The 19,197-nt window shown below is 43.4% G+C and carries 16 protein-coding genes, 1 tRNA gene and 1 pseudogene; 10 read left to right on the top strand and 8 right to left on the bottom strand.

Annotated features, from left to right (window positions below; genetic code table 11):
- Window positions 1-5 precede the first annotated feature (5 nt).
- The gene (locus OQJ86_RS07245; protein WP_038877240.1) at window positions 6-800 is read left to right on the top strand and encodes a helix-turn-helix transcriptional regulator; all 795 of its coding nucleotides are present in this window, start codon (window positions 6-8) and stop codon (window positions 798-800) included.
- Between the two features lie 24 nt (window positions 801-824).
- Here OQJ86_RS07245 and OQJ86_RS07240 read toward each other — a convergent pair whose 3' ends face one another.
- On the bottom strand, window positions 825-1,181 hold the full coding sequence (locus OQJ86_RS07240) for a DUF3024 domain-containing protein (RefSeq protein ID WP_102386898.1): 357 nt from the start codon (window positions 1,179-1,181) through the stop codon (window positions 825-827).
- A 298-nt stretch (window positions 1,182-1,479) separates the two neighbouring features.
- On the opposite strand from OQJ86_RS07240, the gene OQJ86_RS07235 reads away from it, so the two are divergent.
- A complete protein-coding gene (locus OQJ86_RS07235; RefSeq protein ID WP_265987340.1) occupies window positions 1,480-2,307 on the top strand; it encodes a phosphate ABC transporter substrate-binding protein in 828 nt (275 codons plus the stop codon).
- 64 nt (window positions 2,308-2,371) lie between these two features.
- Here OQJ86_RS07235 and OQJ86_RS07230 read toward each other — a convergent pair whose 3' ends face one another.
- Window positions 2,372-3,052 carry a MaoC family dehydratase gene (locus tag OQJ86_RS07230; RefSeq protein ID WP_265987339.1) on the bottom strand — a complete coding sequence of 227 codons (681 nt, stop codon included), beginning with the start codon at window positions 3,050-3,052 and terminating at the stop codon, window positions 2,372-2,374.
- A 330-nt stretch (window positions 3,053-3,382) separates the two neighbouring features.
- On the opposite strand from OQJ86_RS07230, the gene OQJ86_RS07225 reads away from it, so the two are divergent.
- Both OQJ86_RS07225 and OQJ86_RS07220 read left to right on the top strand, forming a co-directional pair.
- A tRNA-Ser gene (locus tag OQJ86_RS07225) sits at window positions 3,383-3,473 on the top strand.
- A gap of 252 nt (window positions 3,474-3,725) precedes the next feature.
- A complete protein-coding gene (locus OQJ86_RS07220; RefSeq protein ID WP_265987338.1) occupies window positions 3,726-5,174 on the top strand; it encodes an ATP-binding cassette domain-containing protein in 1,449 nt (482 codons plus the stop codon).
- Between the two features lie 4 nt (window positions 5,175-5,178).
- Here OQJ86_RS07220 and OQJ86_RS07215 read toward each other — a convergent pair whose 3' ends face one another.
- Window positions 5,179-6,645: an EAL domain-containing protein gene (locus tag OQJ86_RS07215; RefSeq protein WP_265987337.1), complete on the bottom strand. Its 1,467-nt coding sequence runs from the start codon at window positions 6,643-6,645 to the stop codon at window positions 5,179-5,181.
- A 449-nt stretch (window positions 6,646-7,094) separates the two neighbouring features.
- Here OQJ86_RS07215 and OQJ86_RS07210 point away from each other — a divergent pair, with 449 nt between their 5' ends.
- The 3 genes from OQJ86_RS07210 to OQJ86_RS07200 all read left to right on the top strand — a co-directional run bounded on the left by OQJ86_RS07210 (window position 7,095) and on the right by OQJ86_RS07200 (window position 11,966).
- The gene (locus OQJ86_RS07210) at window positions 7,095-7,829 is read left to right on the top strand and encodes an IclR family transcriptional regulator (RefSeq protein WP_038869667.1); all 735 of its coding nucleotides are present in this window, start codon (window positions 7,095-7,097) and stop codon (window positions 7,827-7,829) included.
- Window positions 7,830-7,835: 6 nt separating this feature from the next.
- Window positions 7,836-8,675 (top strand): arginase, encoded by an 840-nt coding sequence (locus OQJ86_RS07205; protein WP_038869659.1) that lies wholly within the window; start codon window positions 7,836-7,838, stop codon window positions 8,673-8,675.
- Window positions 8,676-8,990: 315 nt separating this feature from the next.
- The gene (locus OQJ86_RS07200; RefSeq protein WP_416236446.1) at window positions 8,991-11,966 is read left to right on the top strand and encodes a DUF6701 domain-containing protein; all 2,976 of its coding nucleotides are present in this window, start codon (window positions 8,991-8,993) and stop codon (window positions 11,964-11,966) included.
- Window positions 11,967-12,046: 80 nt separating this feature from the next.
- Here the strand turns inward: OQJ86_RS07200 and OQJ86_RS07195 are convergent, their stop codons facing one another.
- On the bottom strand, window positions 12,047-13,339 hold the full coding sequence (locus OQJ86_RS07195; RefSeq protein ID WP_038869656.1) for a DEAD/DEAH box helicase: 1,293 nt from the start codon (window positions 13,337-13,339) through the stop codon (window positions 12,047-12,049).
- A 289-nt stretch (window positions 13,340-13,628) separates the two neighbouring features.
- Here OQJ86_RS07195 and OQJ86_RS07190 point away from each other — a divergent pair, with 289 nt between their 5' ends.
- Complete coding sequence (locus OQJ86_RS07190) at window positions 13,629-13,871, top strand: hypothetical protein (protein WP_265987335.1); 243 nt, start codon at window positions 13,629-13,631, stop codon at window positions 13,869-13,871.
- Between the two features lie 209 nt (window positions 13,872-14,080).
- Complete coding sequence (locus tag OQJ86_RS07185) at window positions 14,081-14,356, top strand: hypothetical protein (RefSeq protein ID WP_265987334.1); 276 nt, start codon at window positions 14,081-14,083, stop codon at window positions 14,354-14,356.
- Window positions 14,357-14,433: 77 nt separating this feature from the next.
- Here the strand turns inward: OQJ86_RS07185 and OQJ86_RS07180 are convergent.
- The 4 genes and pseudogenes from OQJ86_RS07180 to pcp form a co-directional block, all read right to left on the bottom strand.
- Window positions 14,434-16,019 (bottom strand): annotated as a pseudogene (locus OQJ86_RS07180) (diguanylate cyclase domain-containing protein).
- A 163-nt stretch (window positions 16,020-16,182) separates the two neighbouring features.
- The gene (locus OQJ86_RS07175; protein ID WP_038882276.1) at window positions 16,183-17,169 is read right to left on the bottom strand and encodes a CobW family GTP-binding protein; all 987 of its coding nucleotides are present in this window, start codon (window positions 17,167-17,169) and stop codon (window positions 16,183-16,185) included.
- 64 nt (window positions 17,170-17,233) lie between these two features.
- Window positions 17,234-17,497, bottom strand: a complete 264-nt coding sequence (locus OQJ86_RS07170) for a hypothetical protein (protein ID WP_265987333.1) — start codon at window positions 17,495-17,497, stop codon at window positions 17,234-17,236.
- A gap of 174 nt (window positions 17,498-17,671) precedes the next feature.
- On the bottom strand, window positions 17,672-18,310 hold the full coding sequence (gene pcp / locus OQJ86_RS07165) for a pyroglutamyl-peptidase I (RefSeq protein WP_265987332.1): 639 nt from the start codon (window positions 18,308-18,310) through the stop codon (window positions 17,672-17,674).
- A gap of 262 nt (window positions 18,311-18,572) precedes the next feature.
- On the opposite strand from pcp, the gene OQJ86_RS07160 reads away from it, so the two are divergent.
- Entirely contained in the window at window positions 18,573-18,821 is a 249-nt protein-coding gene (locus tag OQJ86_RS07160) for a hypothetical protein (protein WP_038869647.1), read from the top strand.
- Window positions 18,822-19,197 lie beyond the last annotated feature (376 nt).

Raw genomic sequence — 19,197 nt, 5'->3', positions numbered from 1 at the left:
CGAATATGCCGAACATTGAGATCATTCGCTTTAATCACTTCACTGCTCGCAAAAGTGAACGCTACACCGCCACCCACAACGGGTTATATGTTGTTGAGGAAGGCACCCTTGTTATCAACCAGCCAAGTGGCGAACAATTTGAACTGAAAGCAGGAGATTTCACCCTTTATAATTCAGCGGACTTAAGAAGTGCAGAAGCCAAACCTGGCGGTTTTAAAGCGATTGCCTTGGTCTTTGACATTGGTTTGTTCAGTGAATTCAAATCGGCCCACCCTACGATTACATCAGACACCGACGATCGTCGCTTTTATCCATTTTCAGCTCAAGGCCACCTAGTTATCTCGCAGCTTAAGAGCGCGTTAATTGAATTAGCAGATAACAAAGCACCACAATACGCTCAAAGCCATATTGCCCTCGCCCTGTTGTCACTGATGGTAGAAGTTCAGCCAGACATCTTATCTATCATTGATGACGCAAGCAGCCTAACCGCGTCTCAGAAGGCGATTAAGTATATTGAAAAGAACATAGAAAAAGACATCACGTTAGAAGCGTTAGCAACGCACATGAGTATGTCTATCGCCACACTCAAGCGTAGATTGGCAGCGGAGAACCTTTCGTTCTCTCATATTTTGAAAGTGAAGCGCATCAACCATGCAGCAACCCAACTTCGTGTCTCTCAGAAATCCATTACTCAAATTGCCTTTGAATCTGGATTTAAAAGCGCAGCACATTTTAGTACCGCATTTAAATCGATTTACAGCATCACGCCAAAAGAGTTTCGTAGCCAAATCGCAAAATAATAGGGGTTGAAGATAAGTTAGCCATCAATCCCAAAAACACGCTTGAGGATCGCTTTCCAGTTCGGCGAGAAGCACCTCAAGCGTTTGACTACTTGGTAGCTTCTCGTAAGGTATCCATACCAGTTCTTCTTCACGATAGATCGGAACATAAAAGCACCAAAGTTGAGTTTTAGCATCAAATAGGATTTTAGCGATGGGAGATGTGTACTCACTGTGTTGTGAATCAAGTAAGAAGTGCGCATGATAAAGCTCGACACCGTTCTCTATAGGCTCGTACAAGCACTTCCCCAGCGCTTCTACTGGCAAATTGACATTTCGTCTAGCGCAAAGCGTTTGAACCAACTTATGTAGGCGACTGGTCGCCATTTGAGACACGGACATGAGCGTACTCCTGATATGTTGTTCTTAGTATATACCCAAGTGCCTGAGAGAGGCAGAAATCACCATCGGGCATGCGCCCGCTCAAGTCTAGAATAGCATCGCATTTGATGCCGAAAAGCTAACTGCGTCACCTCTTTCACTTCAAATCAGTGAAATCCTCCCATCCGATATTATTGATAGTTATCAACATAAAACGAGCGCAATCGATAATTCGCTATGGATATCAATCTGCATTCACAAAAGTGTAACCTGAACGAAATATGATGAGCGCTGCGATATACCGTATATGGAGTTCAATATGTTACGTTTTACTGTGGCAACTGTATTAGCCATGGCTCTTTCCCTTCCTTCTGCTGTGGCAAAAGAAGTGAATATTTCAGGTTCTACCTCCGTTGCACGAGTAATGGATGTACTTGCAGAAGAATATAATAAAACACACCCTGATGATTATATTGCCGTGCAAGGTATTGGCTCAACCGCTGGTATCACTATGGTAAATAAAGGTGTGGTTGAGATGGGGATGAGCTCTCGCTATTTAACAGAAAGAGAGAAAGGAGAAGACTTAAACGTATTCCCTATCGCTTATGATGGTCTTGCTGTTGTTGTTAACCGCACTAACTCTGTAGCCAACCTTTCGGAACAACAACTGTTTGATATCTACAAAGGTAAAGTCGACAACTGGAAGCAAGTTGGCGGTACAGACCAACCTATCGCAGTCGTCACTCGTGAAGCCTCTTCCGGTTCTCGTTACAGCTTTGAAAGTCTACTTGGATTAACCAAGATCGTGAACGACCGCCTGGTCTCTGATATCAATCCGAACAACCTTGTCGTCAACAGCAATAGCATGGTAAAAACCATCGTAAACCATAACCCTCACGCGATTGGTTTTATCTCTGTTGGCTCAGTTGACCGGTCAATAAAAGCGATTCAATTTGAAGGCACTGCTCCTACAGCGAGCAATATCGCCAATCACAAATACAAGCTAGCTCGCCCATTTTTAGTTCTGTACAAGGTAGATGGATTGGAAAAAGCAGGCAAAGACTTCGTGAAGTTTCTGAAGTCGCAAGAAGGTCAAAAAGCGATTGCAGATTACGGTTACACACCGGTAGAAAGCTTCAATCAGTAAACCGCAGATACAAAAAAGAGAGCCTAGTTGAGCTCTCTTTTTTGTTTGAATCTTTTTATTCCAATTAGAAATGCAACTGAATCACAGAAACAACTACCGCTCCAGGTCGACGAATACCTTCAATTTCTACTTTGATTTCACGCTCAATCTCAAGGCCTTTCTTGATTGGTGTGATTTTAGTAAGCGTACTTGATGCACGTACATTGTTACCCGCCTTCACAGGGTACGGGAAACGTACTTGGTTTAAACCTAGGTTCACGACCAACTTTGCTGTTGGGAACATTGGTTTTTCTGGATCAACAGAGTCTGTCAGCTTCGGCAAAAGCGCCAGCGTCAGGAAACCATGAGCAATCGTAGTTTTAAATGGTGATTCTGTTGAAGCACGTTCTGGATCGGTGTGGATCCATTGCATGTCTTCCGTTACCGAACCAAATTGGTTGATACGTTCTTGAGAAACATGAACCCAATCACCCACGTGGATCACCTCACCAACCTTGTCGCTCAACTCATCGAAAAGCACTTGTGCTTCTGGTTTTAGGACAATTGGATCAGGTTGAGAAATCACTTCCTCATTCACAGCAGGCTGCTGATGATCACGTACTTTAGAAAAAAGAAAATTGCTTTGTGCTCGACCTAAAAAGTCACCCCAATAATCGCGTAGCGTTGGAGACATCCAATTCATAAACTCTGATTGGTGAGCAGAGATCGCACCAACTTTGTCTTTAAATAGATTCGTGACTTTCATAAAAACCCTTCGATAAATTCAAGCACAACTGGCTATACCAGTTAATTTTGAATTAACTCACACTATGTTGCAAATACTTTCGGGCGAACACATGTATACTCAAAGTCATTTAATTCTTATTTTTCATTAAGATAGCAATAAAACACTATTTTATTAAGTAACCACAACATAAAGTAAATACTCTACAACATATCGTAACAATCATCTTTTCTACGGTAATTTGTGATGTTCACCTTCTAGAAGTGTGACTATAAAACGCGCAAACAGTTCTTTTAGATGAAATCAATACTTTACAACGTTTTCTACTCACCCTATTATACGTTCCGCAACGGAGAGATGGCTGAGTGGTTGAAAGCACCGGTCTTGAAAACCGGCATACGTTAATAGCGTATCTAGGGTTCAAATCCCTATCTCTCCGCCACATTTAGAAAGCCCGTTGAGAAATCAACGGGCTTTCGTCGTTTTAGCGCTTGGAACATTACGGGATTTCTAAATCCCTAGTGGTTTGCTCCCCCACTACATATTCTTCCCTTTCACCTTCTTCTAGATTTACTGACCAACTCCGCACTTATCGCAATCGACGAAAAAATCCGCACATCAATTCGTTCTATGCAGACTCAAGACTTGTTATAACTAGGAGCAAGATAACAATAAATCATGGAAGACAGACACAATGCCGATTCAATTTCATCAGCTTACTGCAAAGGAAAACACTTCTACTCTCTCTATCGACGATTGGCAGATTGAAGCCGGGCAATCTTGGGGTATATTCAGTTCTGAGGGCGATATTGGTTCGATGCTTGGTGACTTACTGTGTGGTGAGATTAAACCTGAATCAGGTAAACTGAACATCGAAGATTGTCATATTGCTCAGGTCTCCCTTTCTGAGCAACAACGATTATTGGAACTGGAGATAGAAAAGGACGATACCGACTTTCTCGACCGTATTGACCAGGGCAGTTCCGTTTACCAGTTAATTTTTGAAGTCTGCCAAGATGAAGCCTTCACACAGGCTCTGATTGAAGATCTCGACTTATTATATTTAGCAGAAAGCGGTTTTCGAGTGCTTTCAACGGGTGAAACACGACGCGTTATGCTTGCCCGAGCGCTAGCGACCAAGCCTGACTTAGTGTTGCTAGACAACCCGTTTACTGGTTTGGATGTCGCTCACCGCGCCTCATTGGCGGCTTACCTTCAAACACTTTCTCAATCAGTGCAAATGCTGATTACCTTCTCTCGTGAATCTGACATGCCTGACTGGATAGAACGTATTGCGCTGTTCAACGCAGGCCAGCTTGATAGCACCATGGATAAGCAAAGCTGGGACCTACACCCTGTCATAGCGCAGATCAAATCACAGTCAGAAAAACAAAGCGAAGAGATGATGACGTTGATTCGCCAACACCAACATTCAACTCACTTCGATAACCCCATCTTTGAGCTAAAAAACGGCAAGGTCGAGTATACAGAGAAAACCATTTTCACCGACTTGAACTGGCGTATCGACAAAGGTCAGCATTGGCAAGTAAAAGGACCGAATGGCTGCGGAAAAAGCACGTTATTAGGGCTGATATTTGGTGACCACCCTCAGTGTTACAGTAATGATATTCAGATCTTTGGTAAAAAACGCGGTACTGGCGAAACCATATGGGAAATCAAGCAATACATTGGCATGGTTTCTTCCGCACTACATCTGCAATATCGAGTCAATTGCAGCGCACTAGATGTCATTCTATCAGGGTTTTATGACTCAATTGGGTTGTACTCCAAACCAAGTAAGAAAGAACTCAATATAGCTAAAGAGTGGCTGACAATCTTGCATATGGAGCAGTATGAGAAAACGTCGTTCAAACAACTGGAATATGGTCAACAGCGCTTGCTCTTAATAGCTAGAGCGATTGTAAAACAACCAACGTTGTTAATACTGGATGAGCCCTACCAAGGTTTAGATTACCTTGGTCGAGTGCTGGTAAAAAACACCCTTGAGTTAGTTGCAAAAGAAAACCTAAGCCAGCTCCTATATGTTTCTCACTATCAGGAAGATGGCTTAGAGAGTATTCAGAATTATCTAGAATTCAGATTCGACGAACAGACTCAATGCTATAAAGGGAGTACTGAGTAAGCATTTACTGAGAACCAACCACTTCCGAATAAGGAAGTGGTTTAGCATAGAAATAGCCTTGGTGTAGGTTCACACCTAACATCGTCAAGTGTGCTGCTTGCTCCCGAGTTTCGACACCTTCTGCAATCAGATCGACATGTAGATCCTCAGCCAATCTAACAATTGCATTCAATACCGTGGAATTAACGCTGTCAATCCCGATGGTATCAACAAAGCACTTATCAATTTTCAGATAATCGACCTTCATATGTTGCAGAACTGCCAATGCGGTTTGCCCTGTGCCAAAGTCATCGATCAACACCTGAATCCCATGTAACCTGAGCGCCGCAATATGGCACCTTGCCTCCCCATCAATCAATTGCCTCTCGGTAATCTCAATGCTCATCTCAACATTGTATTGTTTCAGTTTCCGATGAATGGTCTCGATTTTTCTTATTACGTGAGCGCCAGCAAGATAACCTGGTGGGACATTGATGCCTAGATGGACTGGCTGTTCGAACTTAAATTGAGAAAAATCCTCACACGCTCTTTCTAATACGAAATCAGTTAGCATCTCCACCAACCCGCTCTCTTCTGCCGCAGGTACAAATTCATCAGGAGAAATAAAACCCTTCTGTTTGTGAGGCCAACGCGCTAAGGCTTCATAGCCAAACGTTTTACCAGTACTCGAATCTACTTGAGGTTGGTAATGCAATAAGAGCTCCCGCTTCTTAATCGCTTTGCGTAAGTCAGAAACTAAACTTCGCTGAGGATCGATGAAGCGATTTACTAAGAAAATTAAGAGATAAAAGAGTAATAATATTGGAAGCGCTGAAATCACATATGAAAAGCGCTTCTGCTCAACGTAAAAATCGCTGGCTTCCACTAGAGCCTCGTAGTCAAACAACTTAGAGTAGCCAAGTGATACTGCGTTTTCTCCCTGCATAGAAGCATCTTTGGGCGCAGAATCCTTACCAACAAACATAGCCGAACGCTTTAAACGTACATCATTACGATAACCAATCGTCGCGCCAAAGTAGTCTCTATCCACGATAGTAACGGCTTGGTATTCCGGTGCATCCTCTTTGGGGGTGATCAGAAATAAGACTTGGTCAGCATAGCCAGTGATATGACCTAGCGTAAGTTCACCTTTGCGATATAGCTGAACATAGTTCTCCATCGGACGATTCATTGATCCCAGTTTCGAGGAACAAATGATCTGACCATCTTTTACAATCAAGGTCTCGTCAATGTGTCTCTCAAACATTAAATTTTGTTGTATTGCTTCACAACGCTCCGGATTGATCAATGCTGTCCGGTTTTCTGTCTCTATTTGAAACAGGATTTCATCCGCAACTTGCAGATTTTTATCAAGAATATGGTCAAGGTTACGTTGAACACTTTGATGCGCTAAATAGAAAACTTCCGCGACAATAAGGGGCAGCGGGAGCAAGTAAATGATGGCTTTTTTCAAAAGCTCTTTATTTATCATCGAGGAATAATCTCTTCTCAATCAAACTTACAAACAAAATACAAATAACGCTTCCCTATCAGCCACTTAAGAAACCACTTCAAAAGTAACCGCCAAGAACCTATCCACTGATTGAGTATGGTTAACAAGTAATAAAGCCGCAAATATAACAATGAGTTATTGATACATGGCTCATTTGAGAGACAGAGTTTACCAATTTTCTTGATTGGAATGCGATCTGTGAAGGGGAATTCACACAAAAATTGCTAATTTAACCAGTAGGTAAAGGTAAAGTCTGCAGGAAGAAAAATCATGACCTGATGCTTAAATGGCGAGCCCTCCTCTTAAAGGAAAAACATTAATATGGCTTTTTCTCATTATATGAGAATATTCAATCCCAATTATTTTCCTTTTCTCAACGTTTAAGAATTATAGTTGTTGCATACCCATTATCACGTTACAACATGCTCATGACGACAAACAAAGCCAACGCTAATCAGGTAAACGAAAAGGCGCTGCAATTGCTCATGCAAGTCGCAGTTAGTCCATTCCCAGTCTCTGCGAAAACGCTCAGTGAACAACTGGCTGTTCCTTTGAGTAGTCTTTATCGACATTTAAAGCTGCTTAAAGAATGGAACTTGATAGAGGAAAGTGTCCACGACAAGACATTTGTAGTCGGCCCAGCCGCTTTGTTGCTAATGCATAGCTATGAGACCGCACAACATGGCTTAGATATGGTGGAAACCATTTTAGCTCGCCTAGTTCAACAAACAGGCGAAATGGCCGCTTACATGGTGCCTTCTGGTTACCGCGCGCTTTGTGTCAGACAGAAAGAGAGTATGCAGGCGCTTCGATGCAGCTACGTCCAGGGTCAAAGTCAACCATTGCTTCGTGGCGCCTCATCTAAGGTGATGCTGGCTTTCATGCCTCAAAGCCGTTGCGAAAAAATCTTGCGTCATTTTGGGCAAGATCATCGCCTCAGCGAATGGGAACAAGAGCTCAGTACCATCCGTAAGAACGGATACGCTGTCAGTACATCAGAAATCGATCCTGGTGTTTCTGGCATTAGCGCACCAGTCATGAAAGGAAGTAAATTGATTGGCGCAGTCTCGGTAATGGCTCCGGCTCACCGGGTCGAAAAGGATAAGCAGCGTATCATTTTGCATGTGTTGCAGGCAGCGAGAGCGTTGCCGCCAGAAAGGTAATTCATCATGTTAGGCTTTTTCAAACGCTACAAACTTCATCGAGCTCATAAGTCCGTCCACCATTACCCTTTTTCTTTTATGACGGTTTGTGAGCATTTAGCCCCGATGAGCAGTGGCACGTTTGATTTAGCCGATCAAAGTTTAGAGAATGCCAGTGACTGGCTCTATCAACAACACGATCAAGGCTCAGCCGCAAACCTTGGGCACTTTTCCCATCCCCAGATTGAGAGTGGCGATTTTCAAGAGGCATTAAGCTTGTCTCTTTCGCGCCACTCAATACCGGTTGTCTTATCGAATTGTACCGAAGCCATTCTATCCATGTTGCCAGTTGTGGTTTGCGATAATGACGAAATAGGCATCATAAATATCGGGCACCGAATGAGCCTAAAACCGACACTAGACCCTCGCCTTGGCTCCGCTTTTCATTTTGCGCTGTCACGCTACCCAAATGTCCGCATGTTCTTTGCTGGCGCGAGTGAGCAAGATACCAAACAAGAAGCTTGGGACTATGCCGAAGATCAAGGGTGTGATTGGGTTACCGACCGCGAATTTACCTTTCGTTACCGCAATCACCTCAAGCAACAAGTCGGAAGCTATTTAGACCATTGTGATCAGATCGTCATATCAATTGATTTGGCATCACTACTGACAAAAAACAGTCTAGATGGAACACCCGCGCTGGATATACAAATGGTTCTTCGTACGATTCGTTTGTGTCTGGTATCAGGAAAGGTAAAAGCGGTACAACTTGTCGGAGACAAAGATCGTCTTGTCTATTCGAAACAAACGAAAGCGATTCTCCAAGAGCTTTATCAAATGGCTCCTTTAATCGACCATGCCGCATAAGACGTGCTTCTACATCAGAGCCAACATTAAGGTGTTGGCTCTATCAGTTTGGTTACATATAACCCTTTCTTATTATTTTCTAACAATTTGATACGCTAAAAGTGCGACACATACCCACCAAAACTATTGAACTAAGATCACATTCACGTTTTAATAGACTCATATAAACTTGGTATGACATACGAATAAAAAGCAACCAAAGTTCAATAACTAAGCGGGCATACTATAAAAAACTAAACCGCAAACTTAACTTCGATGAGCCTTTTGCTCACACTCGCTTGGTGCCATTAAGTTCCACTAGATTTAGGATACTTGATGATGCTAAAACAAATATTCATCACACTCGCATCTATTTTTTCCCCCTACGCTCTGGCAACAGTGTTTGATTTAGCTGACATTAAAACCGGTGATGAGCTCGGTTTTTGCCCAGAGAAGATACAGATACAAGAACCTACCGACCAAAAATATGATAAAGCGTACTACTGTCATGGAAACATAACACTTGAGCTAGATGAACAAATAATCAACACCCAAGATACCAAGATTCAGCTTCGTGCTTTTACCGGCTTGAACTTTAAAGGTAGAAATAGCATTGGCTCTCCAGAAAACCCGATAGGTATAAAATCCCTATCCCAAGGCGTAATAGTTAGCAATGCCAACCACGAAACTGACTACACATACATTTATGGCGATGTAAAAACGGATTATACGATTTCACTTGAAAACGTACTTATCGATGGTGATGTAGATTCAAGAGGCATGACTGTCGAGCTAAAAGGCCTCTACAACGTTGTCAATGGTCAAGTAACTGCAAGTCAAAACCTCAAGCTTGAGAACGCTCAAGTCTGCGGAGATGTTTGGTCGTCAGGCGGTTTAGTAGAAGTTGGAGCGAACAAGAATGTTATTGTCGGCGGCCTCTTTTCTTTACAAAATCTAACGCTTTCAAATACCGATGTTTTTGGTGCAATAGAATCCAAAGGTGCAAACATCACGCTAGACAATACTTCGGTTTATGCAAAATATAATGCTATTAAAGCGTTTCATACTGCAAGTTTTGTGGATGGTATCGGCCAAGTGTGTGGGAAAATAGAAGCCCACCGAGTCAACAACGACATCGCTCAATACTGCGGAAAAGATGATCAAAACTGCTCATATGCAACCAGAAATTGCCCAGAGAAAGAAGTCCCTGTTTGCGAGTTAATCCCACCGAGTTATGACGATTTCGACCTTATCGTCACACCAACAGAAGACATCGCACTAATGTGTGGTGATGAACTCCCTCAGTTTACCGTGACTACAACCAACAATGATGAAGTAACGAGCGCTAAAGTATTGGCTACTCTCTCTCATCCTGACCTATTCACGCTTGAAATGGTCGAAGGAAAACAGAAAATTGATGACAACAACTTTATCTCAAAAGATGACGGTACGCTGATAGTAAAAGTCGTCCCTAACAACATTGATGCTATCGCTCTCGATGCAAACTATACCCTCACCTTTACCATGGTGGACGACACAAACAAAATGCAGACTGTCCAGTTTATGTTTACGCCATATATGTTCGAAGCCTACGCTGAGGACCTGAGTAGCCTTAAAGAAATCCACGTCATTGCTGGTAAATCGCAGACCGTGGACACTCGCTTGTTGGCGTGTGCAACTACTGGTGAGCAAGTCATTGCAACCAATTATGATGGCAAACCTCAAATCACTCATCCTCTGATCAAACCCGCAGGTGGCAGCGAAGGCAACTTTAGTTATTCTGCAGATTTTAAAGACGGTGTCTCGAGTCACGGCTTAATTACGAATGAATCCGGATTGTTCTCTGTAAAAATGTCCGATAGATTCGAGTGCTTAGGTTTCGCAGAATGTCCAGATGATGGCTCTGTATACGTTGAAGGTACATTTGATGTCAAATCTCGACCATGGACACTGGCCATTTGCGACGGTTCAACCACACTAGCTTCTGGTACTTCGAAAAGTGGTCCTGGATTTATTGCCGCTGGAGAACACTTCTCACTGACCGTTAAACCCATCATTTGGCAAAGTGGTGGCTCTGTTACTGGTGAAGTAAATACAAAGAGTTATTGCGATGCAGATGTTACTGGCAACTTTATGTTGGAAGATGCACCCTCGGCAAGCATCGTATTAAGCAGTAAACAAAAGACACCGACCGAAACAGCAAACCAATCCGAGAAGTTACTGGAAAGTACCTTGTCACTCACTCGCAGCCATACCGAGAGTGAGAACTCTAAATACACCTTCTCCGGCTTGTACTGGGAAGAAGTTGGCAGCCTAAAGATCAAAGCAAGTTTAAGTAGTCAGTACCTTGATATGACGGTTAACACTGGCTTTCGAAATGTTGGTCGCTTCTACGCCAAATACTTTAAGGTGAGAGAGGCAGAATGGACGTACCCGACGAAACAAAACTTCATTTACATGAATCAACCATTTGAAGAGGTTCGTTATGACGTGGTCGCCCTTAATGCCAAACAAGAAGACATCGAGAATTACGTGTATTTCGATGCCAGTCTTCGAGAACACTTCCATTTGGGCGAATTGAGTGACTACGTAGACCGTTTCATTCCACCAGCAGCGCACTCGGTTGAGTGGAACTTGGTGGGTGACGCAAGTGTTGGCAGTTTCACAATTGAAAAAGCTACTGGCAACGCGAATTGTGACAATAGCCCTTGCTGGGAGAAGGATGCGACTGATGGTCAGTATCCAGATGGCCCATTCAATAAAGACTCAAAATCAACAAAGAGTGAAATAGGTCTAACTCACACAAACGTCGTCGATGAAATACACTTCTTTGATGACCGACATATCTTAAAAGAACAACCGGATATCCGCTTTGGCAGGCTTAATTTTAAAGACGTTGGCGGCAACCAAGGTATGACCATCAAGGTCCCACTTGACGTCGAAGTTTGGCAAGGTAGCCGCTTTGTGACGCACTTTGAAGACAGCGCAACCACTGCCAACGGAGAACATCACTCCAGAACCCCTATTTGGTCGAATTCTTCACCAAATAACACCAAGCTATCTGGCGAAGGGACGATGCTAGCAGGCAGAACGTATGACCTTGTCGCAAGCCAAGTGGACTCTGCACGAGAACAGGTTCGCTTTCATTTAGACCTAAGCAGTGGCGGCAATAACTTACCTTGGTTGAAATACAATTGGGATAAGACCAATAAAGAAGAAGATAACCCGCCAACGGTCGTTACCTTTGGCATTCATCGTGGTAATGACCGTATCATCTATCGAGGAGAACCCAATTTTATAGGGATGAATTAACCTCTTCATTTCATAGATAAAAAAGCGCCCCTCGGTTGAGGGGCGCTTTTCGTAGAATGTTCTTTTTCAATAAACGATGATTAGTTTGATGAACGACGTGCTTTCAAACGTTTCACCATCGCTAAACGACGTTCTGCTGAGCCTTGGTCCGTAGCCGATTGGTTCGGGTTATTACGTCGGCCTTGGCGATTTTTGAATGCCGGTTTTGAGTTCAACTTCTCGATGTAAGCTTCACGTTGTTTTGGTTCGTAACCAGCTAGTTCGATTCGACGAATATGCTGCTGGATTAGGTTTTCCACCTGTACAACCGTCAACTCTTCTTCACGGTTAACAAACGACACGGCATGACCTTGCTTACCAGCACGACCAGTACGACCGATACGGTGAACGTAGTCTTCTGCTAAGAATGGCATGTCGTAGTTGACTACGTGAGGTAGATCTTCGATGTCCAAACCACGAGCAGCAACGTCCGTCGCTACCATTACGCGTACTTTGCCTGTTTTGAACTCTTCCAGAGCACGACGGCGAGCACTTTGCGCACGGTCACCATGACAAACCACCGCTTTAATGCCATCCAGCTTCAACTCTTTTACTACGTCGTTTGCGGTTTCTTTATAGTTGACGAAAACCAGCACTTGTTTCCAGTTTTTACGACCAATCAGTTCAGAAAGTAGTTCTGTCTTACGCTCCTGGTCTACTGGGTACAATACGTGAGCAATGGTTTGGGCCGTAGTATTCGCTCGTTCTACTTCGATACGCTTTGGCTTACGTAGAATGTCTCTTGCTAGAACGTTCAATTGGCTAGAGGTTGTTGCTGAGAACATCATGATCTGTGGGTCGGTATCCACATCTAACATGATTTTACGAACCGCATTGATAAAGCCCATATCCAAGATTCGGTCTGCTTCATCAAACACAAGAAAATCAATGTTTGCTACTGAAACGTTACCCTGTTCAATGTGCTCTTCTAGGCGTCCTGGCGTTGCAACCAGAATATCCACACCGTTTTCTAATGCTGTCACCTGTGATGACATCTTGCGACCACCAAAAATAGCCGCAACAGAGAGGTTCGTATACTTAGTGTAAGCTTTGATGTTATCAGCGATTTGCTCTGCTAATTCACGAGTCGGAGCCATGATAAGTGCACGTGCCGTCTTACGAGACGCGTTACGACCACTATCGAGCAAACGTTGAATCATTGGCAAAGAAAAGGCTGCGGTTTTACCCGTACCCGTTTGTGCAGTAGCGAAAATATCATGGCCTCGACGAGCCATTGGAATCGCCTTTTGTTGGATTGGCGTTAACTTCTCATAACCGCATTCTGCCAGTGCTTTAACCACTTCTGGCGCAAAACCTTGAGATGAAAATGACATTGAGCGTATTCCTTAAACAAACCACTAGATAGCTTTGAAAATTTAGCCGTGCACTATACCCGAATTCAAGTGATTTATCTCACTTTTTTCAATACCTAATCTGCAAAAAAAGGTCACCTTTTTTTGGGCTTTGCGCCTAGGTCATTTCTTCATACATAAATTAGCATTTTTATAAAATATTTTTTCATAATGCCTACCGATTGATATATATCAAACTAGTTGTGCACTTATAGGCATACACTGCGCGCGTTTAATCAACCTAACCAATTTAACTATAGAGAATAGAATCATGAAAAAATGCTTGTTGGCTCTCGCAATGGTTTCTTTAAATTCATACAGCGCTACCGCGACGATGGGCTGGTCGGGCGTCGTACCTTCGATCGCTCAAGTTCCCGCTAATATTACCGTCGAGAAAGAAACCGTACACTTTGTTCTCTACGGAAAGCATGTTGATTTATCAGTAACTAACCTAACAAAGGAGCAGATCATCATCGCTGACGCGAACGTTCCTATGTTGGCTCTAGACCTGTAATCGGTTTGCCAAGGAGTGGCAGCCTATCTTCTTTTTGTCACTTTAATTCTCATCCATAATCCCTCCCAAGTTTAATCATTTTCGCGGTCCGGTCGCCTTCTTTACTTTAAATAAAGAACTGTGAGTCTCATCACTCCTGTCAATAATTAGCATTAAAGAATTTTTGTACTGGTCGATACAAAGATGCAACATAAACAAGGAAGGTTATCATGAAAAAGCAAATATTATCGTTAACGCTAATCGCCCTCTCATTCAACGTGAATGCAGCAGGCGCTTTAATGAATTGGTCAGGAAAAGTGAAATCGGTAGCCGTCCTACCGACTAACGTAGAGGTCAAATCAGGTTACCTCGATTATGACCTTGACCAAAAACACGTTCGGGAGAACCTCGGCATTGACCGTGTTGATGACACCAAACCCACTCTAGAAAAAGATCAACTTATCGTGTATCAAGCAACGGTACCGATGTTATCGCTAGAGCTTTAAGCAATGGTTTTTAGCCATTTCTAAAGTTAAGGCGCATTGGAATTCTTTCGCAGTATGTGCCTTACTTTTAGAATTGATTATTTTATAAAGTAGTAACGGTTCTTACCTGACTTCTTCGCTTCATACATCGCCATATCAGCTTGATGCATTAGCTCATCGAGTGTGCAATCTTGCCCTTTTGTATAACAACCGCCAATCGAGGTAGTCACTTGATGGAAGGTCCCTGGTAACACTTCAATTGGATCTTGAATCAACTGAATCAAAGATGCCGCGTAGTGTTCAGGATTTTGCATATGCTCTTGGGTGCTCAACAAAATAGCAAACTCATCACCGCCTAGGCGTGCCAGCAAGGCTTTACTACCAAATACGCGATGCATTACAGATGCTACATGAATTAAGGTTTTATCTCCTGCTGAATGCCCATATTCATCATTAATGAACTTAAAACCATCAAGGTCGAGGTAGATCAAGCACACCATTTTTCCTGCTTTTAAGTTTTGATCCAGCGTATTCGTCGCTTGATTTTGAAATGCGCCACGGTTAACGAGACCAGTAAGGTTGTCGTGGTGTGCCAAGTAGTGGATACGTTGATTATCGGCGAAGGCTCGCAGTTGGAAACGCGCAATAAAGTAAGCCAGAATAATGCTCAATACCACGCCAACCTGCATTAACCACTTTCGCTAAAATCAACATAAGAAACTAACTTCCATGCCGTCGAGCTGTTTTCGCTAACGTGGTAGTCCTGAAAGCAGTATGGATTGATGCGATCAACAGCACCAACGGACTCGATCGTCATGATGCTTTTATCCGTCTCGATCTGACCTGTAGACGTATTGCGAATTTTTTCGGCCAACTCTGGAAATACACTGTAGATGGTCTCATCACTTCGTTGGTTGTACATAAATGCAAACTCAGAATCGCGACGCTGTTTGTTAAACAAAAAATAACCGTCTTTGTTGAGCAACATGTAGTTGGTTCCCATATCGAGATTAAACAACGCCATGCCTTCCATTAGGTATTTCGCAAGATAGTTAACCACGACGATGCCACGCTTTTGCCCTTTTTCATCAAAGACAGGAGTGGCCAGACGAATCATAGGCTTAAGCGGTACTTCAATCTGACCATGCTCAACATTCAAATCTAAAGGCGATACATAGATCTTTCGGCAACCTAGCTGCAATGCTTTATTGAAGTAGTAACGGTGGCTTTTGTTTTGTAGCTGCTCGGTCGGTACGACCTGTGAGTGTCCATCGTTAAAGTTAATACGAACCACTTCATTCCCTTCCAAATCGAGATAACGAAGTTGGTCATACACTTCTTTACGCTGACTGACTGCTTCCAAAATGGTACTCAGCCTTGTGAGTTCAACATCGCGCTTGGCCACAGGCAACAATGCCACCACGTCGTACACCTTTCTCGCTTCCATAATGTCGGATAACAAAGCGGTTTCTCTTACCACGGAGCCCATTACCCACTCGATGTATTGCTTCTTGCCTTCTAACAGTGCTTTTTGTTGAACACGGATGTTGCTCTTTTCTGCCTCTTCAGACGCAGACTTATCGTAATGAATGATGGCGCCAAATACCGCAACGAGCAGAAAGAAAATCGCGATAAAGCGTAAGCAAAAGAACTTCAACTCAGAAAAAGTAAAGGTAGAATTCAAGTGGTCTCCGGTTTCTTACCTAGTGATAAAACCGGCAATTATAGTGATACAAATCACATATAAATAGGTTCGTATCGATAAAAATTTTCTATCGTCTCAACAGTGAAAGCGAATAAAAAAGGCCCGAGTATCCACTCAGGCCTTGTTCCATCTTGGTTGGTGTCTATTCTGAGATGTCACAAAGCTTTAGTAGAAGCGCTTCCAACTGGTCCCAAGGCATCAATTGAGAGTCAATAACCTCAAGGCGTGATTCGAAGCCCTGTAGGCTCATTTCATTGACTGAAACCACGCCATTCGCCACGTTAAACGCGTAGCAACCTTGGTCTGTGTTCATCACGGCTTTCACACGTTCAGCAGTTAGCTCAGATAGCATGGAGAACAGTTGATCAAAATTGAATGAGTATTCCGCGCCGAACAACCAACCACAGCTGAAGTAACCCTGCCCTTTGTTCTCTTTACGAATGAAAGCTTCACCCGGAGGTAGTTGGAATTGAGGCTCTTGGTGAGCATGATCATGATGATGCGCTTCAATATGAGAAGAAGCACTGCCGTGCACCCGTTCGATATCTAACACTTCAATCGGTAAGTCACCGTCGTGAATCAGCTTACTGAACACTTTAGAAGGCGTTTGGTCTGTCACCCAGTCATTGAAAACATCAATATCATGGCTTGTACACAGGTCAACTTTGCTACCAATGACCACATCTGCGCTATCAAGCTGATCAACAAAGTTTTTGTTAGAAAGGTACTTCTCGTTACTTAGGTTACGCGGATCCACCAGCGCAATCGTCGCTTTAAGATCCACATACGGTTGGTATTGCTCAGACGTTAGCGTCGCAACTACTTGCTTTGGATGGCCCAAGCCCGTCGGCTCAATAAGAAGACGGTCAGGGTTCTGGCGCAGCAAAGCCGTAATACCAACAGACATAGGCACGCCAGCCGTGCAGCACATGCAACCGCCCGGCACTTCTTTGATCATCGCGCCTTGGTCAGTCATCATCGCGCCATCGATACCAATTTCACCAAACTCATTGACTAACACAGCCCAGTTCTCGTTCTCTGGTTTGTTTTTCAATAAATTCAAGATAGCGGTGGTTTTACCGACACCCAAAAATCCTGTCAGTATATTGGTTGGTACTCGATTTGACATGCTCTTCTCCGACAAGCTTGTGCTTAAATGCTTTTGCCAAAGTATACGGAGAATGTGGCTTGCTTCAACGCTTTTTATCGCGAGGGTCTAAGCCTTTATGCAACTCATTCGCTTTTGTCTGCTGAGATTGTTGGTAATAACCAAATGCATCCGCATTTTTAACACCAGAAAGGTGCATGCTGGTGTGAATCACACAAGTAAAAAACGCGACAATCGCTACAAGGATTGGAAGCAGTCCGAGGGTGTTTTCAAATTTTAAAGCGGCAATAGCCAAAGCGAAAACAACCGCAGAGGAAAGTGCAATGATCTTACTTCTATTGCTTTTCATGATAGTTCGCCTTATTTGAACGAGAGATCAAAGTGAATCGGTGTTACTTATCCATTTCACAATTCAATGCTACTCCTTTCATACCCCACAAAATTTGAGCGACTTAACAGATACAAAAACACCGAGCTTAATGGTGCTCGGCGTTCATCTAAGGATTTGAATTTGGCTTGTGTATCAACAAATTTGGCCTGCGCTGACTCCAATGTCAGATTCGTTGTCAATCGCTGCTTGAGCCAAGAGCGCTAACCCTTCAACAATCACATCCAACGACATGGTTGGCTGGTTGCCTAAAGCGTCTTGCTCTGGCAAAAGAGGAATATGCACAAAGCCATGACGTACCGATTTATCACGCAAGTAATGCTGGATACCATAAAACAGGTGATTGCATACAAACGTCCCTGCCGTATTTGATACTTGGCATGGAATGCTCGCGTTTTGTAAAGCGTTTGTCATCGCCTTGATGGGCAGCGTTGTGAAGTAAGCGTCTGGGCCATCTTGAACTACTGGCTCATCGATTGGTTGATGGCCACCATTATCAGGGATACGGAAGTCGTCTACATTAATTGCCACACGTTCTGGAGTAATCGCTGCACGCCCTGCTGCCTGCCCTACTGTGATGACAATATCTGGTTGGTATTGCTCAATCGCGTTAACCACGGTATCGATAGATTCATAACGTGTGACGGGCACTTGGCAAATCATCACCTCGCCGCCATCGAGTTTCTTTCTATCAAGTCGCTTTACTGCTTCTAAAGCAGGGTTGATGGATTCACCACCAAATGGCTCAAAACCTGTCATTAACACTTTCTTCATCGGACTATTTTCTCTTGATAGTAAAATTCAATGGTTGAGACTCGAATTTACAATAACTTAGCGTCACAAAGCCAAGTATTATTACATCGCGGCAATGAACTGCACAAAACCGCGACTTACATTTAGCGTAAAATTGGAGATAGCCCCTATCTTGAACTTGCAAAGCAATGTTCTGCTGAGCAAATCCTAGCTTGGTTTCTAACGGTAAGTTAGGTAGAGTACGCGACCATTGAGTATCTGCAATTCGAAGAGATCGAAGATAATGAACATTGATAATCACGTTATCGAAACATTGGAAGAGCTAGAAGCTTTCCTACATCTAATTGAAAGTGGCGCGCTAGGTCTTGAAGGCGTCGCTGGCGTAGCATTAGCAACAACCAACACTGATGGCCGTCCATTTGTTGCAGTATTGGACGAAAAGCATCAATTAGTTCTTGGACGTTGGGTTTCTCAACACGTTTACGAACACGGAAAAGACATCGTTCGTCACGGCCCGCAGCGCAAGCATTAATCCTGCTTTTAAATGACAAAAAGCTCGCTTATATCGCGAGCTTTTTTGCACCCTCCGTAAGGCATTTCAGCCCATTCCTACAATGCCCGCTGGCTTTCTAAGCTATTGTTCAAAAATAAAAAATAAGCTTGTCTGCATGGTAACCAGTCGTGACATTTCGCTGACAAAACAAGATAAGAAATTCCTAGAATTTATCTCGGAGGCGATTTCTAATTGTCGTTTCCAGACACCATCGCAGAGCAGTGATCCTAGTTGCTCTGTTTGCCCCTTATAGTCCGCTTGACAGCCTTGGGCTATACGGGGCTAATTATATGGTCCGCCTCACTCTCAAGCCCTACGCTTAGAGTAGGCTCTCAGAACGAGGTGAACCATATGT

It is taken from the genome of Vibrio sp. Sgm 5 (genome assembly GCF_026241575.1).
Taxonomy (GTDB): Bacteria; Pseudomonadota; Gammaproteobacteria; order Enterobacterales; family Vibrionaceae; genus Vibrio; species Vibrio jasicida.
Note: the sequence above shows the minus strand (reverse complement) of the source record. Positions and strands in the feature narration are given on the sequence as shown.

Bases quoted from the DNA above. Each gene is read 5' to 3' on its own strand.
- OQJ86_RS07245 (WP_038877240.1), top strand. From the start codon at position 6: ATGCCGAACATTGAGATCATTCGCTTTAATCACTTCACTGCTCGCAAA.
- OQJ86_RS07240 (WP_102386898.1), bottom strand. From the start codon at position 1,181: ATGTCCGTGTCTCAAATGGCGACCAGTCGCCTACATAAGTTGGTTCAA.
- OQJ86_RS07235 (WP_265987340.1), top strand. From the start codon at position 1,480: ATGTTACGTTTTACTGTGGCAACTGTATTAGCCATGGCTCTTTCCCTT.
- OQJ86_RS07230 (WP_265987339.1), bottom strand. From the start codon at position 3,052: ATGAAAGTCACGAATCTATTTAAAGACAAAGTTGGTGCGATCTCTGCT.
- OQJ86_RS07220 (WP_265987338.1), top strand. From the start codon at position 3,726: ATGCCGATTCAATTTCATCAGCTTACTGCAAAGGAAAACACTTCTACT.
- OQJ86_RS07215 (WP_265987337.1), bottom strand. From the start codon at position 6,645: ATGATAAATAAAGAGCTTTTGAAAAAAGCCATCATTTACTTGCTCCCG.
- OQJ86_RS07210 (WP_038869667.1), top strand. From the start codon at position 7,095: ATGACGACAAACAAAGCCAACGCTAATCAGGTAAACGAAAAGGCGCTG.
- OQJ86_RS07205 (WP_038869659.1), top strand. From the start codon at position 7,836: ATGTTAGGCTTTTTCAAACGCTACAAACTTCATCGAGCTCATAAGTCC.
- OQJ86_RS07200 (WP_416236446.1), top strand. From the start codon at position 8,991: ATGATGCTAAAACAAATATTCATCACACTCGCATCTATTTTTTCCCCC.
- OQJ86_RS07195 (WP_038869656.1), bottom strand. From the start codon at position 13,339: ATGTCATTTTCATCTCAAGGTTTTGCGCCAGAAGTGGTTAAAGCACTG.
- OQJ86_RS07190 (WP_265987335.1), top strand. From the start codon at position 13,629: ATGAAAAAATGCTTGTTGGCTCTCGCAATGGTTTCTTTAAATTCATAC.
- OQJ86_RS07185 (WP_265987334.1), top strand. From the start codon at position 14,081: ATGAAAAAGCAAATATTATCGTTAACGCTAATCGCCCTCTCATTCAAC.
- OQJ86_RS07175 (WP_038882276.1), bottom strand. From the start codon at position 17,169: ATGTCAAATCGAGTACCAACCAATATACTGACAGGATTTTTGGGTGTC.
- OQJ86_RS07170 (WP_265987333.1), bottom strand. From the start codon at position 17,497: ATGAAAAGCAATAGAAGTAAGATCATTGCACTTTCCTCTGCGGTTGTT.
- pcp (WP_265987332.1), bottom strand. From the start codon at position 18,310: ATGAAGAAAGTGTTAATGACAGGTTTTGAGCCATTTGGTGGTGAATCC.
- OQJ86_RS07160 (WP_038869647.1), top strand. From the start codon at position 18,573: ATGAACATTGATAATCACGTTATCGAAACATTGGAAGAGCTAGAAGCT.